The following is a 15,309-nucleotide window of genomic DNA, read 5'->3' as shown; positions in this document are numbered from 1 at the left end:
TGCGCCCGGCGCGTTCCGGCCCGAGCACCGCAACGGATGCGTGACAATGGCTCGTCTATGACAAGGCGACCCGGGATCCTCACCAAGACCGCCGCCGCGGCGTTCACCGCGGGCACGATGACGGCCTGCCTGTCCGCCAGCGGCGAAGGCGAACGGGCGCCGGTGCCGCCCGGCGCCAAGGCCGAATGCGCGGCGGTCAAACCGCCCGGCGACTCCCGCTCCCGCCAGCTGCGCGGCATGTGGATCGCCACCGTCGCCGGCATCGACTGGCCCAAGGACGCCGCCCGCGCGAGCACCGAGCGCCAGCAGGCCGACTTCCGCAAACTGCTCGACACCGCCCAGGCGATGAACCTCAACGCCGTGTTCGTGCAGATCCGCCCCAACTCCGACGCCTTCTACCCCTCCCCGCACGAGCCCTGGTCGCAGTGGATCACCGGGACCCCCGGCAAGGACCCCGGCTACGACGTGCTGGACTTCATGCTCAAAGAGGCCCACAAGCGCAACCTGGAGTTCCACGCCTGGTTCAACCCCTACCGCATCAGCCGCCAGGACGACCTGAACAAGCTCGCCGCCGGCAGCCCCGCCCGCCAGCACCCCGACTGGGTCCGCAAGTACGGCAAGGGCCTGTGGTACGACCCGGGCCTGCCGCAGGTCCGCGACCTGGCCACCAAGGCCGTCATGGACGTCGTCCGCAAGTACGACATCGACGCCGTCCACTTCGACGACTACTTCTACCCCTATCCCGAGGGCGGCGCCGACTACCCCGACCAGGCCGCCTACAAGGCCTACGGCAACGGCATGAACAAGGCCGACTGGCGCCGCCAGAACGTCGACACCCTCGTGCGGAGCCTCTCGGAGAAGATCCACGAGGCCAAGCCGTGGGTGCGGTTCGGCATCAGCCCCTTCGGCGTGTGGCGCAACAAGACCACCGACCCCGCCGGATCGCCCACCAAGGCGCTGCAGAGCTACGACGCCCAGTACGCCGACACCCGCAAATGGATCAGGCAGGGGTGGGTCGACTACATCACCCCCCAGCTGTACTGGGCCGTGGGCGACGCGCGCGCCGACTACGCCGGCCTGGTCGACTGGTGGGCCAGGCAGGTCGAGGGCACCGACGTGGAGCTGACCATCGGGCAGGCCGCCTACCGGGTCGGCGAGCCCGGCCCCTGGCGCAAGCCCGGCGAACTGTCCCGCCACCTCACCCTCAACCGCAGCCACCCGGCCGTGCGCGGCGACGTCTACTTCAGCGCCTCCAGCCTGGCCGGCGACAAGCTCGGCTTCGCCCAGCGGCTGCGCGCCGACCACTACGCGCGGCCCGCCGTCCCGCCCCAGGTCAAGGTCCGGGGAGGACGCGCCCCCGCACCCGTCCAGGAGGTCCGCGCCACCACCGAGAGCGGCGGCAAGGGCGTGCGCGTGCAGTGGCGCCCCTCGCGCGACGCCCGCGCCTACGCGGTCTACCGGATGGAGGGCGGCAAGCCCGGATGCGCGCCCGTCGACCCGGCCGCGCTCGTGGCCGCCGTGCGCGGCGGCGGCATCATCGACCCCGGCGCCAAGGCCGGCAAAACCTACACCTACTACGTCACCGCGCTGGACCGGCTCCACCACGAGAGCGCCCCGGCACGGGGCGCGACGGTTACCGCCGCCGGGGGATAATGATCTTGAAGCCGGGGGAGGAACCAGTCACGTTAAACGCCCCCGGAGGTATGAGCATGGCGCTGTCGATGGAGGAGCGGCGAATCCTCGCGCAGATCGAGGTCCGACTCAGCGAGGACGACCCGCGGCTGGCCCATCGTTTCGCGGAACTCGGCACATCCCCGCCCCGCCGGCGGCGCCGCCGCATCCGGATCATCGCCGCCGTCGGCATCGCCCTGGCCGTCCTGGCCGCGACCGTCGCCGCGATCGCCACCGCCATCACCTGACCCGCCGCGCCGGGAGCCCGGAGCGGCCCCCGGCGACCGCCGAGGCCCCGGCGAGATCGAGATCTCGCCCGGGCCTCGAACGTTCAGGCCGGTGTGGTGGTCGCCTCACGGCGAAAGGCACAACGAAGCTCCGGCCCGGACCTCGCGGTCCGGCGGTATTCCTCGAAGGCACAGGGTAGAGCCCGGGGGACACATGCCACACCGACACCAACCACCATAACGGGTGCCAGGGGGTGCGCATTCCCGATCTAGCCGTGTGTCTCTGATCACCTGTCCCCGGAGTGAGTCCCGCCTGGGCCCGTGCACCACCTTCCCGGGGGATGCGTCCAGATTGGTGATGGACGCGGGGAAAAGGCAAGGCCCCGCTCCAGATCCGGTCCGGGCACGCCCGCCCCGCGCGGGCGCGCCCACCGGCCGCGGAGAGCCGTTGCGGCGGGGTGCGAGCACCCTCACCCGCACCGGCACGGGGAACTCCCGGTCCGGCCAGATCTGCGAGCGCGGCCCTATCGCGCGACGCTGGCCGGGAACATCCCAGGTAGCCGCGCTGACCTGCGGGAACGGGAACAGGTAAGGAGACGGGGCATTGAGCGCGAACGGACTCGGAGTCGAAGGACGGGGGCGCCAGGACCAGCGGGTCGCCCGCTGGAACCTGGCCGCCGAAGCGGGCAGCGCCGCCGCGGCGCGCGCCCTCACCGGGCAGGCCCTGCGCGAATGGCAGGTCAACGACCAGGACGACCGCGACGACATCGTCCTCATGGTCGACGAACTGGTCACCAACGCGGTCGTGCACGGGGAGGGCACCGTCCGGCTGCGGCTGCGCCTCAACGGCGCCCACCTGATCGCCGAGGTCGGCGACGACAACCCCGCCGCCCCCGCCCCGCCCGGCCCCGGCGGCGAACCCGACGTGCTGCGGTGGGCCGAGGACGGCCGCGGCCTGCTCCTGGTGGGCGCCCTGGCCACCGCCTACGGCACCCGCCCCGAGAACCGCGGCAAGACCGTCTGGTTCTCCCGCGCCCTGCGCGCCGTCAACGGCCGCGGCCACGCCGCCGCCGCCGACATCCCGCCCGCCGGCACCGCGCCCCTCGCCTCCCCCTGAACCCCCGACCCCTGAAACCCCCACCCCTGACCGACCCTGGCCAGCCGCCGCCCTGTCCACCCCGCCCCCCGGCCCCGCCGGCACCCCACCCCGCACGACGGGCCCGCCCGCACTTCACGGCCCAGCAGGCGCCTCGCCAGACCGCACAGGCTCCGCGAGACGCCGCGCGGGACGCCCCGCGCTGTGCGGGCGGGAACACGCCCTCCGGGACGACCGCAGGAACATGCCGCTCACACCTGCAGCGGGCACCGGTCGGTCAGCCAGACCTCCTCGTCATCGCCCTGCACCACCGGCAGCGACGGCGGCTCATCGGTCAGCCGGTCCAGATGCCACTCGACATGGGCCAGCGGCCCCCGCCACCCCGCCAGCAGATCCGCCAGCGGACGCGCCGGGCCCGCCGCCCCCGACGGACGCGGCTCGGGGAACTCCCCCTCCCACAGCGCGTCGTCGGACTCCGCGCACCAGTGCCCCGCCGCCTCCAGCACCTCCCGCAGATCGCGCGCCAGCTCGCCCAGCGACCGCAACGCCATCGCGTCCTGGATCATCCGCTCCCGCGCGTCATAGGGCAGATCGCCCTCGAACTCCGGCGGGAACCGCGGACGGCGCCCCTCGTACACCCGCGCCCCGCCGGTCGCCGACGCCCGCACCGCCGCCACCTGCCACCGCGTCCACTCGGCCAGATGACCCAGCACCCCGCGCAGCGCCGCCGCGCCCTCCTGCCCGTCCCGCACCTCCGCGGTCGCCTCGCGCAACCGGCCCCGCACATGGTCGAGCCGATCCAGCGTCCACGCCCGCGCCCGCGCCGCCCCCGCCGGACCCCGCGGCGCCGCGTCGGCCGGCGGGCGCGGCACCGGCACCCGCAGCGCCGCCAGCAGATCGTCCAGATCCCGCATGCCCGCCGCACGCCCCGACAGGTAGGCCGCGCCGATCCGGTCCAGCCGGAACATCCGCGGCCCGTCCCGCATCCGGCACCACCCCACCAGGTACTCCGCGTACGGCGCCACCACCAGCCCGTGCGCCTCCACGTCACGGAAACTGCGGCTGCCCGACTGGTCGGTGTAGGCCAGCCGCACGATCCGGCGCGTGCGGACCGCCTCGGCGAGGGTGTCGTGCACCGGCCCCATCAGCGAGGCCACCTCCGACAGCGGCGGCGCCGCCGCACCGGCCTCCAGGACATGGCCGCGGCCCCGCTCCAGCCGCACCGGAAGCCCGCCGTGGATCAGCAGCTCCAGATCACGGCGGACGGTGCGCCCGCTGACCTCCAGCCGGTCGGCAAGCGCGTCGGCCGTCAGCGGTTCGGGGGAGGCGGCGCGCAGTTCGGCGACGAGGGCGAGCAACCGGTCCACGCGATTCACGCCCCCATGGTGACCCGCGCCGCCGACATTCTTCAGGCCCCGGCAACCCTGACCTCACCGCCCCGCAACCGCCCCGCGACCATCGCGCGGGCGCGCCGCGCCGCGCCCTCCGCCGCCTTCGCGCAGGTCAGCACGGAGACGGCGGACGCCCGGCAGCCCGGCGCGCCGGAACCAGGCGACACCGGAAAACGCGGTGCCGGAAGAACCGGCACCGCGAAGAACCGGCGGCGCGGCGTCAGGACAGTTCGGCGGCGACGCCCTCGAAGTCCTCGGCGGTGAGCGAGAGCATCGCGGCGTTCCCGATCGCCTGGGTCGCCTCCGCACGTCCCAGATGACGGGTCGCGGCGCGGTCCAGGTAGGCCTCCACCAGGCGCGCGCCGGTCAGCCGCCCCAGCGGCCGCAGCACCGCCAGATCACGGTCGACCACGCGCCACGCGCCCGCGTCCAGCCGCAGCCGCCGCTCCTCGGCCAGCAGGTCCAGCAGCGCGCGCCGCACCCGCGGCTCGCTCAGATCGGGCAGCCGCACCGCCCGCAGGTCGGTCACCAGCTCCGGCGAGGCCGCCGACAGCTCCCCGACCCGCTCGGGCTCGCACGTACCCAGCAGCGCGGTGTCGCTGACCCCCTCCAGCCGCGCCCGGTACAGCGCCGAGGCGAACCCCGCGCCCTGCGGATGGTCCAGGATCAGCGTCTCCAGCCCCTCCAGCAGCAGCACGTGCCCGGCGTGCTCGTCCAGCGCCGCGCGCAGCCCGTCGGGCCCCCGCTCGCGCAGCTCGTCGGCGTGCATGCCGCGCACCTCGCCGCTGGAGACCTCCACCTCCGCCAGCGCCCGCGCCACCATGCGGGCCAGTCGGCGCTGCCCCGAGGACGGGCCGCCGATCAGCAGCAGCGCCGGCACCGAGGCGCTGGACACCTCCTGACCGCGCAGCCGCTGCGCCCACTTGCCGCGGCGCCGCACCTCGGTGACCACCCGCTCGATGTCGTCGCCGCCGCACAGGAACCGGATCCCGTACGCCTCGGCCACCTGCGGGCTCGGCCCCGGATCGGGCGCGGCCGGGACGGGCGGCGGCGGCTCGGGCACCGGCGCCGGCGGTGGCGGCAGCGATGGCTCGGCCACCGCGCCCGCGCCCGGCACCGCACCCGCGGCCCCGGGAGCGTCGGCGCTCGGCCACACGGGCCGTCCCGAAGCGCCCGCCGGGTCCAGCTGCGTCGCCAGCGGATCAGGGTCCATGTGCGTGACGGACGGATCGGACGGCCAGACCGGCTCGCCCGCCGGGTGGGGAACCCCGCCGGCCGCGGACGCCCTCGGATCGTCGGCCGACGGCCACACCGGCGCCGTGGGCGGGGCCGGAGGCACCACCGGCGGCGACGGCGGCACCGGCAGGCCGGGCGAACCGGGAGGCGCGGGCTGGTGGGGATCGGCGCCACCGGGCAGAGGCGGCGGCGGTGGCGGCGGGATCCGCGGCGGCGCCGCGTCCGACCCCAGCGGCCCCAGCCCGCCACCGGGCACGGGCGCGCCACCCGGCACGCCACCGGGCACACCGCCCGGTGCGGGCGCCTGCTCCTGCCCCGGCACCCCGCCGTCCAGCATGCCCTGCGGCGGCGGCGACGGCGCGGCCGCCGCCGCGGGAGAGGGCACCCCGGCCCCAGGCGGGGGCGGGGGCGGAGGCTCGGGGACCGGGGCCACCGGCGCGTCCGGCTGGGCCGGCGGGGGTGACTGCGTCTCCCGCTCGGAGGCCAGGTGCGCCCGCGCCGCCTTGATGATGTCCCAGGCGCTCAGCTCGTCGGTGGAGGGCGGCGTGTGCATCGCCGGGCTGGTCAGCTCCGCCGCCAGCGCCTGCGGCAGCGCGAACCCCGTCGCCGGAGGCGGCACCTGCGCCAGCCGGCACCAGGTCAGCCCCAGCGTGTAGGTGGTGGCCAGCAGCGCCGCCAGCGCGTCGGCGTCGCTGGTGCGCAGCGCCTCCGGCAGCCGCCCCTCGCGCGGCCACAGATCGCGCAGCGGATGGGACGCGTCGGTCAGCACCGCCTGCAGCGTGCGCGCGCTGTCGGGATCCAGCCAGCGCTGCAGCGCCGGCATCGCGTTCGGCGCGGACTGCAGGTCGGCGGCCAGCACCGCCACCCCCGCCCGGCGCACCTCGTCGTGCGGACGGCCCCCGGTCACCTGCCGCGGCCCGGTCAGCCCCGCCACCATTTGCTGCAGGTCGTACAGCGCCAGGCGCAGGTACTCGCCGGGCGCGGCGTCGCGCACCATCGGCGTGGCGTACTCGGCCGGGCAGCGGCGCCGCCACTCCTGCAGCACCGCCGCAGGGCCGTAGCGCGCGGTGGCGATGTCCTGCTGCACCAACCGCAGCGACGAGGCCGTCACCGCCGCCAGCGCGTCGGCGCCCGGCCGGAACCGCGCGTCGCCCTGCAGCCCCGCCGCGACCTCGTACATCACCCGCGCGATGTGCGCCGCGCCGCCGCCGTCGCCGGCCAGCAGCCGGTTGATGTAGTACCCCGCCAGCGTGCTGAAGTCGGGCGGCATCATCCAGTGCAGCCGCTCGGCCGGCGTGGTCAGGAACGGGATGAACGACTCGATCAGCGGATGCTCGATCAGCACCACCGGCGACCCCGCGCACCACAGCAGCGCGCCCCACGCCGCCGCCACCGTGCTGGGCGTGCCGGGCTGGAACATCGGGTCCTGCTGGGCGAACTGCGCCGGGTTCACCGCCCACGCCGTCGTCAGCGCCTGCTGGATGCGCGCCACCACCGCCGTCTCGGGCACCGGGCCCAGGAACCCCAGCGAGGCCACCCGCCCCGCCGCCAGGTCAGGACCGGTGGGGAACATCTGCGGCGGCACCGGCGGCGTGCCCGCCCCACGCGGCGCCGGCACCACGGCGGCGCGGTCGGCCGGATCGGCAGGGGGAGGGCAGGGATGCCAGTTGCCGTCCAGGCCGCAGCGGTACCAGCGGCCCCACGCCCCGTACAGCCACCACTCGCTGGAGCCCCACAGCATCCGCGCGACCACCTGCTCGGCGCGCTGCTGCGGCGGGGCGGTGCGCCACCACGCCGAGGCCACCAGCTCCCGGACGTTGCCCTCCACCGCGGTGAAGAGGTCACCGGCCGTCCCGCCCCCGCTTCCGCCGGGTGCCGCCCCGGCCGCCTGCCAGTTCACCTGGCGAATGGTAGTCCTTCACGGGCCCGGGTCCCGCATCGATCCGGCAACACGCGAACGCCTTCCGCGCCGGGTCGGCGGGACCTCCGCGCCCTCTGCCCCAGGGGTTTGCGGACGTTCCCCAGGGCCGCTGAAGGACGCCCGCATTCCACCCGCACCCGCCCGTGCCTTGGCCGGAGGCGTGCGCGAGCCGGGAGGAACCGCCCGCCCATCGACCTGTAATGAGCGTTATGCCAAGATGCTCCTTAACTTCATGGAAGGGGCCGGCATGGACCAGGCGGCGCGCACCAGGACCACCGGGCTGGCGTTCGCGGTGCTCTCCTCGATCTGCTTCGGCGCCTCCGGACCGTTCGGCAAGGCCCTCATCAACGCCGGCATGAGCCCCCTGCAGGCCACCTGGCTGCGCGTCGCCGGCGCCGCGCTGGTGCTGGTGCCGCTGGTGCTGCTCCTGCGCGGCCCCGCCGCCCTGCGCGCCCTGCGCGCCCTGCGCCCGCACCTGCCCCGGCTGGCGCTCTACGGCGTCACCGGCCTGGCCGGCTGCCAGGCCCTCTACTTCGTCGCCGCCTCCCGGCTGCCGGTCGGCATCGCGATCCTGCTGGAGTTCACCGGCCCGGTGATGGTGCTGGCCTGGCTGCGGCTGGTGCGGCGCGTCCCGGTGCACCGCACCGCCGCGCTGGGCGTCGCCGTCGCCGTCACCGGGCTGGCCCTGGTCGTGCAGGTCTGGGACGGGCTGCGGCTGGACGCCGTCGGACTGGCCGCCGGGCTGGGCGCCGCCGCCTGCCAGGCCGCCTACTTCCTCATCATCGACCGGCTCACCGGCGACGTCGACCCGCTGGCCATGACCGCCGTCGGCAGCGTCGTCGGCGCCGCCGTCCTCACCCTCCTGGCCGTCCCCTGGACGCTGCCCTGGGAGGTGCTGCCGGCCGCCGTCCCCGTCGGCGGCCACACCGCGCCCGGCTGGGTCCTGGCCGCCTGGATCATCCTGGTCAGCACCGTCGTCGCCTACCTCACCGGCGTCGCGGGCGTGCAGCGGCTCTCGGCCCAGGTCGCCGGCGCCATCTGCTACACCGAGGCGGTCGCGGCCACCCTCATCGCCTGGGCCGCGCTCGGCGAACGGCTCACGCCCGTGCAGACCGTGGGCGGGGTGGTGGTGCTGGCCGGGGCGTTCATCGCCCAGCGCGCCGTCATCGACCGCACCCCGGCCGTCGCCTCACCCGAGACCCCCGCGCCCGCCCTCAACGCCCGCTGACCCCGGCGCCGCACCGCCGCGAGCCCAAGAGCCCGGGCGGTCCGGGCGGTCAGGGCCGGGGGGCCTGGACGGACGCCTCCGGCCTGGGGACGCGAGCCGACCCGGGGCCCTCAGGCGTTCTCGCGGCGGAAGCGGCGCGCGCCCAGCGCGACCGACACCGCCAGCAGCGCCACCGTCACCGCCGCCCCCCGCAGCACCGCCGCACCCGCGTAGTCGCCGCCGAACGCCGCCCGCACCGCGTCCACCACGTACCGGAACGGCGTCAGCCGCGACACCGCCTCCAGCCACCCCGGCGCCATCGTCATCGGCAGCAGCACCCCCGACAGCAGCATCAGCGGGAGCGTCACCGTCGACAGCAGCGGCGCGAAGGCGTCCTCGCTGCGCGTCGCCATCGCCAGCACGTACGACAGCGAGGCGACGCTCAGCGCCAGCCCCACCACGAACGCCAGCCCGATCAGCAGCCCGGCCGCCGGCGCCCGCAGCCCCAGCGCGAGCCCGGCCGCCAGCAGCATCACCGCCTGCACCGCCAGCACGACCGTGTCGCGCATGACCCGGCCCAGCAGCAGCGCCGTCCGGCTGACCGGGGTCACCCGCAGCCGCTCCACCACCCCCGAACGCAGGTCGGCGATGAGCCCGAACCCGGCGAAGCCCGCGCCGAACAGCGCCAGCTGGACCAGGATGCCCGGCACCAGCACCCGCCACGGATCGCCGCCGAAACCGCGCACCCCCGTCAACGGAGTCAGCAACGGCCCGAACAGCACCAGGTACAGCAGCGGCTGCAGCACCCCGAAGACGACCACGACCTTGCTGCGCAGCGTCTGCCGCAGATACCGGCCGAAGATCAGGTACGAGTCGCGCACGGTGCGCACGGAGGACCTCCCAGAGGACGAAGGGGACGAGGGGATGAGGGCAGGGCCGGGGACGGTCAGGCGGCGGGCTCATCGCGCAGCGAGCGGCCCGTGACGGTGAGGAAGACATCGTCGAGCGAGGGACGCGCCAGGCGCACCGAGGCCAGCTCGATCCCCGCCGCGTCCAGCGCCCGCACCAGCTCCACCAGCGCCCTGTCGCCGTCCTCCACCCTCAGCCGGACCACCGGGCCCGCCGCCCGCGCCTCCCGCACGCCGGGCCGCCCGGACAGCACCTCGCGGGCCCGGCCGGCCGCGGCCTCGCCGCCCGCCGGCTCGAGGGTGACCACGTCACCCGACACGCGCCGCTTCAGCTCCGACGGCGTCCCCTCGGCCACGATCCGCCCCCGGTCGATGATGAGGACGCGGTCGCACAGCGCGTCCGCCTCCTCCAGATAGTGCGTGGTCAGGAAGACGGTGGTGCCGTCCTGGTCGCGCAGCCGCGCGATGTGCTCCCACAGGTTGCCGCGGCTGTGCGGGTCCAGGCCCGTGGCGGGCTCGTCCAGGAACACCAGCGGCGGACGGTGCACCAGTCCCAGCGCGATGTCCAGCCGGCGGCGCTGCCCGCCCGACAGCGACCCCGACGGGCGCTCCTGCAGCCCCTCCAGGTCCAGGCGGGCGCACAGCTCGGCGATCCGCCCGCCCGCCCCGCGCGCCCCCGCCACCCCGTACAGGTCGGCCTGCAGCCGCAGCTCCTCACCGGCCGGGACGCCCGGATCGGTGCCCCCGGCCTGCCCGACGTAGCCGATGCGGCGCCGCACGCCGGCCGGATCGGAGCGCAGGTCGCGCCCCGCCACCCGCGCCGTGCCCGCCGTCGGCGCCAGCAGCGTGGTGAGCATGCGCAGCGTGGTGCTCTTGCCCGCGCCGTTGGGGCCCAGGAACCCCACGATCTCGCCCGGCGCGACGGCCAGGTCGACGCACCGCACCGCCTCGACCGGCCCGCCGCGGGTGCCGAAGGTGCGGGCCAGCCCGTGTGCCTCGATCACAGTCGCCTCCTCGAATCGGAAGTTAGAGTAACCCAAATTTTTAAGTGACACCAAAATTTAAGCGACACCAGGGGACGTTAGGATCGTTCCCATGACCGAACGGATGGGCCTGCGCGAGCGCAAGAAGCTGGAGACGCGGCGGCGGCTGTCCGACATCGCCACCGGGCTGTTCCTCGCGCGCGGCTTCGACAACGTCACCATCGCCGACGTCGCCCGCGCCGCCGACGTGTCGGTCAACACCGTCTTCAACTACTTCAAGACCAAGGAGGACCTGTTCTTCGACCGCCAGGACGAGATCGTCGGCCAGGCCGCCCGCGCCTTCCGCGACCGCCGCCCGGGCGAATCGGCCGTGGCGGCCTTCCACCGCGAGTTCCTGCGGGGCCTGGACGAGCACGCCCCGCAGACCTCCTTCCACGAGGGCGCCGAGACCTGGACCAAGACCGTCATGGACAGCCCCGCGCTCACCGCGCGCCAGCGCGAGATCGGCCAGCGCGCCCAGGACGAGCTGGCCGCCGCGCTCGCCGAGGACACCGGCGCCGGACCCGACGACCTCGGCCCCCGCATCGCCGCCGCCATGATCTTCTCCGCCCAGCAGGTGCTCAGCGGCGAGATCGTCCAGCGCAAGCTGGCGGGGGAGTCCCTGGAGGAGATGCGCGCCGACGTCTACGCCGCCGTCGAGCGCGTCTACGGCCTGCTGGAGGACGGCATCGGCCGCTACGCCGTCAAACCCCCCGCGCCCGCCGCGCCCGCCGCGCCCGGCGGCGATGGGAGCGCGCCCGCCGGAAAATGAGTGTCGGGGCACTCGCGGAGATTCCTAGACTCCATGATTGCGGAGGCGAAACAATCATGGACACCCCCACGCTCCTCACCCATCTGGAAACGCGCACCCCGCCCCTCGCGCTGCCCCGGGGCGGCACCCTGTGCTGGGACGACGCCGACTTCCACCGCGCCGCCTACACCGACGACCCCGAGGGCTACGCGCTGCTGGGCCTGGCCCCCGGAGTCGGCTCCTGGCAGCGCGCCCGGGTGCTGCTGCAGATCCTGGCCGCCTCCCAGGCCGGACTGGACGACGCCACCCGCGCCACCCTGGCCAAGACCGCCCGCGTGCTGACCCTCGCGCTGCCTCCCGCGCACGTCATCACCGTCCTGCTCGCGCTGCGGCGGCTGCGCGCCAACCACAAGCACACCACCCGCGCCGCGCTGCGGTTCGTCCTGGAACACCCCCACGCCGACGCCCTCATCGCCGCCCGCCGCCCCGCCCTGCTCGACTGCTTCGAGCACGCCCTCGGCAAGGCCACCGCCCGCGGCTGCGCCCGCCGCATCGCCGAGGGCGACACCGGCTCGGACTACCTCCAGCGCCGCCTGCTGCGCTTCCTCACCGCACCCCGCGCCGCCCTTCCCCGCGTCGGCGCCCTCTACCAGGCCGCGGCGGCCGGGCTCGCGGCCACCCGCGGCATCCACGGCCCGCACGAACCACACGGCCCGCACGGCGCGCACGACCGGTACGACCCGCACCAGCCGCCGCTGGCGATCGACGCCGTCCGCGAACGCCCCCAGACCGTCACCCCCACCAACCGCGGCGACATCGCCGCCACCCTCGTCCACCTCTACCGCGGCGGCCCCGCCGAGGACCTGTACGTGGCGCTGGGCGGCCAGATCGGCGCGGTCGCCGCCACCTTCCCCCGCTTCGAGGGCACCCTCGCCCTGGTCCTGGACGCCTCGGCCTCCATGCGCGGCCACGGCGACCGCGAATGGGCGATCCTGTCCCAGGCCGCCGCGCTGCGCATGGTGCTGTCGCAGGTGTGCGCCCGCCTGGAGGTCGTCGAGGTCGGCGGCGACGAACGCACCCCGCGCGGCGCCACCGACCTGGCCATGGGCGTCCTGGACGCCCTGTCCACCGGCCCCGACCTGGTCGCCGTCGTCTCCGACGGCTACGAGAACCTCTTCCCCGGCGACCTGGCCCGCGTCGTGGCCACCCTGCCGCGCGCCGGCATCACCACCCCCGTGGTGTTCTGCCACGCCCTGTTCACCGGCAGCGACGACCTGACGCTGCGCCGCCCGGCCCCGGCACTGCCCCAGCGCGGATTCTGGCACCAGGACGACTTCGCCGAACTCCTGCCCTGGATGTTCGGGCACTGCGAGGCAGGCGAACCCTGGCTGCGCGACACCCTGCACGCCCGCCTGGACCTGCTCGACCGCCGGGCCACCGACCTGGCCCGCGCCGCCTGAACGCCCCGCACCCGACACGCGCACCCGAGACCGCGCCCCCGCCCGGACCGTGCCCGACCACACGAGGAGGACCCTCGCCGATGAGCGACCTCACCACGCTCGACACCCTCGTGCCGGGCCCGCTCAGCCTGGCCGGGCACCGCCTGGGCACACCCCAGCGCGCCGGCGCGCTCACCATGGTCCCCATCAGCGGCCCCGCCTACCCCGGCATCGTCCCGCCCCGCACCGGCCTCAAACTCACCCGCGTCGCCGGGTACGGGAGCGTCGAACTGCGCAACGGCGCACCGCAGGGCGTGGCGATCGTGCCACTGCACATGGGCCACGTCCAGGACGCCGCACAGAACCACGCGCTGTGCCGCTCGGCGTTCCTGGCCGCCGGGCAGACGCTGATGTTCGAGGACGCCTGCTGCGTCCAGGAGAGCCAGGGCGGCTACCTCGCCGAACGCGACCAGTGGTTCTTCATCCTGCCCCTGGAACTGCGCGCCCGCGCCCTGGAACTGCGCGGCGCCCGCGACCACGCCAAGCTCTGGAACGACATCGCCGCCCTCAACCGCCGCTACGGCCTGCCCCGCCGCGGCCACCTCGAGCAGATCCTCTCCCGCCGCCGCGCCGTCCTCACCCAGTACCAGAGCCGCCTGGAACTGCAGCCCGGCCAGCTGGGCGCGCTGTTCTTCCTCGACGGCCGCTTCGCCGGCCTCGAACTGGCCCCCGACCCCCGCTACTTCGCCGAGATCTGGACGCCCCTGGTCTCCTTCGCCTACGGCGTCGCCGCCTGGTACGCCACCCCCGGCGCACACCACCCCGCAAGCGCCGACGCCTCCGGACACGGACCCGAGCCCGAGCCGTTCGACGCCCGCGACCTGGGCGAGCTGCGCGCCGCCCTCGACCACGACCGCGCCACCCGCATCGCCGAGATCGCCGACTGGCTCGCCGCCACCCCCACCGGCCCGGTCACCACCCTCGAAGAGGAGCGGTACCTGGACCTGAGGCTGTCGACCGTCACCGGCGCGCACCTGGCTGGGCAGATCGTCACCGACGGCGCCCGCGCCGTGTACGCCTCCCTGTTCGCCACCTGAAGCCTCCCACCTGGAACGCGCCACCCGAAGGCCCCCCGTCACCTGAACAACTGGGAAAAGGGGTTGCCCCGGCGGCCGCCGGACCACTTCAATCGGACTGCGCGGGAACTGTGCCGGGCGCGTCAGGATCACACCTGATACCAGATCAGTCGCATCGTGCTCGAACACGAACCGAACCTGACGAAGCGCCGGCCGCCCGTCCCGCCCGCCCTCTCCCCTCGCGCCGCCCTGACCACGGGCTCCCGCACGGCCCCTCGGCGTTCTTGTCAATCACCCGCACAACGGGCCGCGCAACAGTTGAGGTCACAGAGAAGCCCCGCCCGCCGACGCGGTCGTACGGTCGTCCCCATCCAACCGTGCCCGACCTGCGAAGGAGCCTTCCGTGACGGCGGGCGTCGCCGATGCGGGCACCCGAGCCCCGCAACCCGACATCTCACCCAAACCCGTCCCGCTCATCGAGCGGATCAGCGTCGTGGTCTTCGTGGTCGCCCCGATCTTGGGGGTGCTCGCGGCCGTCCCGTTCTTCTGGGGCTGGGGACTGGGCTGGACGGACGTGGCCATCTTCGCCCTCCTCTACCCCTTCAACGCCCTGGGCGTCACCATCGGCTACCACCGCCACTTCACCCACGGCGGCTTCAAGGCCAAGCGGTGGCTGCGCATCGCGCTGGCCGTCCTGGGAGGGCAGGCCTGGCAGGGCTCGGTCATCTTCTGGGTCGCCGACCACCGCCGCCACCACAAGTACGCCGACCAGGAGGGCGACCCCCACTCGCCCTGGGCCCACGGCCCCGGCGTCCGGGGCCTCACCCAAGGCCTCTACCACGCCCACATGGGCTGGCTGTTCCGCAAGCACCGCACCTCACGCAGCAAGTACGCCCCCGACCTGCTGGCCGACAGGGACCTGCGGTTCATGGGCCGCAACGACGTCTACGTCCTCATCGCCGCCTCCACCGTGCTGATCCCCATGGGGCTGGGCGCGCTGCTCACCTGGTCCTGGCACGGCGCCGTCACCGCCCTGTTCTGGGCCGGGCTGCTGCGCGTGTTCGCCGGCGACCACATCACCTTCTCCATCAACTCCATCTGCCACGTCTTCGGCAAGCGGCACTTCAGGACCCGCGACCGGTCCCGCAACGTGTGGTGGCTGGCCCTCCCCTCCTTCGGGGAGTCCTGGCACAACCTGCACCACGCCGACCCCACCTGCGCACGGCACGGCGTCCTCAAGGGGCAGATCGACATCAGCGCCCGCGTCATCTGGCTGCTGGAGAAGCTCGGCTGGGTGTGGGACGTGCGCTGGCCCGACGACCAACGGCTCGCCGCCCGCCGCCTCGCCCCCTGACCACCCCACC

At 74.9% G+C, this 15,309-nt stretch carries 12 protein-coding genes; 8 read left to right on the top strand and 4 right to left on the bottom strand.

The features are described 5' to 3' along the window. Positions 1-57: 57 nt before the first annotated feature. The 3 genes from ACFPZN_RS07425 to ACFPZN_RS07415 all read left to right on the top strand — a co-directional run bounded on the left by ACFPZN_RS07425 (position 58) and on the right by ACFPZN_RS07415 (position 3,015). On the top strand, positions 58-1,653 hold the full coding sequence (locus ACFPZN_RS07425) for a glycoside hydrolase family 10-like protein (protein WP_378281053.1): 1,596 nt from the start codon (positions 58-60) through the stop codon (positions 1,651-1,653). Positions 1,654-1,709: 56 nt separating this feature from the next. Beyond that, on the top strand, positions 1,710-1,919 hold the full coding sequence (locus ACFPZN_RS07420; protein ID WP_378281052.1) for a DUF3040 domain-containing protein: 210 nt from the start codon (positions 1,710-1,712) through the stop codon (positions 1,917-1,919). A gap of 583 nt (positions 1,920-2,502) precedes the next feature. Then, positions 2,503-3,015, top strand: coding sequence for an ATP-binding protein (locus ACFPZN_RS07415; protein WP_378281051.1), 513 nt, complete (start codon positions 2,503-2,505; stop codon positions 3,013-3,015). A 230-nt stretch (positions 3,016-3,245) separates the two neighbouring features. Here ACFPZN_RS07415 and ACFPZN_RS07410 read toward each other — a convergent pair whose 3' ends face one another. Then, a complete protein-coding gene (locus ACFPZN_RS07410; protein ID WP_378281050.1) occupies positions 3,246-4,370 on the bottom strand; it encodes a helix-turn-helix transcriptional regulator in 1,125 nt (374 codons plus the stop codon). Positions 4,371-4,605: 235 nt separating this feature from the next. Further along, complete coding sequence (locus tag ACFPZN_RS07405) at positions 4,606-7,521, bottom strand: hypothetical protein (protein WP_378281049.1); 2,916 nt, start codon at positions 7,519-7,521, stop codon at positions 4,606-4,608. Positions 7,522-7,789: 268 nt separating this feature from the next. Between ACFPZN_RS07405 and ACFPZN_RS07400 the strand changes: the two genes are divergently transcribed. Next, positions 7,790-8,770 carry an EamA family transporter gene (locus ACFPZN_RS07400; RefSeq protein ID WP_378281048.1) on the top strand — a complete coding sequence of 327 codons (981 nt, stop codon included), beginning with the start codon at positions 7,790-7,792 and terminating at the stop codon, positions 8,768-8,770. Between the two features lie 110 nt (positions 8,771-8,880). On the opposite strand, the gene ACFPZN_RS07395 is transcribed toward ACFPZN_RS07400, so the two are convergent. Next, positions 8,881-9,639, bottom strand: coding sequence for an ABC transporter permease (locus tag ACFPZN_RS07395; protein WP_378281047.1), 759 nt, complete (start codon positions 9,637-9,639; stop codon positions 8,881-8,883). 56 nt (positions 9,640-9,695) lie between these two features. Continuing rightward, positions 9,696-10,661 (bottom strand): ATP-binding cassette domain-containing protein, encoded by a 966-nt coding sequence (locus tag ACFPZN_RS07390; protein WP_378281046.1) that lies wholly within the window; start codon positions 10,659-10,661, stop codon positions 9,696-9,698. A 91-nt stretch (positions 10,662-10,752) separates the two neighbouring features. Here ACFPZN_RS07390 and ACFPZN_RS07385 point away from each other — a divergent pair, with 91 nt between their 5' ends. From ACFPZN_RS07385 to ACFPZN_RS07370, 4 genes are all read left to right on the top strand, one after another. Next, positions 10,753-11,451: a TetR/AcrR family transcriptional regulator gene (locus ACFPZN_RS07385; protein WP_378281045.1), complete on the top strand. Its 699-nt coding sequence runs from the start codon at positions 10,753-10,755 to the stop codon at positions 11,449-11,451. A gap of 56 nt (positions 11,452-11,507) precedes the next feature. Then, positions 11,508-12,890, top strand: coding sequence for a vWA domain-containing protein (locus tag ACFPZN_RS07380; protein WP_378281044.1), 1,383 nt, complete (start codon positions 11,508-11,510; stop codon positions 12,888-12,890). Between the two features lie 80 nt (positions 12,891-12,970). Beyond that, entirely contained in the window at positions 12,971-13,966 is a 996-nt protein-coding gene (locus ACFPZN_RS07375; protein ID WP_378281043.1) for an ARPP-1 family domain-containing protein, read from the top strand. 382 nt (positions 13,967-14,348) lie between these two features. Then, on the top strand, positions 14,349-15,299 hold the full coding sequence (locus tag ACFPZN_RS07370) for an acyl-CoA desaturase (protein WP_378281042.1): 951 nt from the start codon (positions 14,349-14,351) through the stop codon (positions 15,297-15,299). Positions 15,300-15,309 lie beyond the last annotated feature (10 nt).

The organism is Actinomadura rugatobispora, from assembly GCF_042656285.1.
Lineage (GTDB): Bacteria > Actinomycetota > Actinomycetes > Streptosporangiales > Streptosporangiaceae > Spirillospora > Spirillospora rugatobispora.
This window is presented reverse-complemented; position numbering and strand designations above follow the sequence as displayed.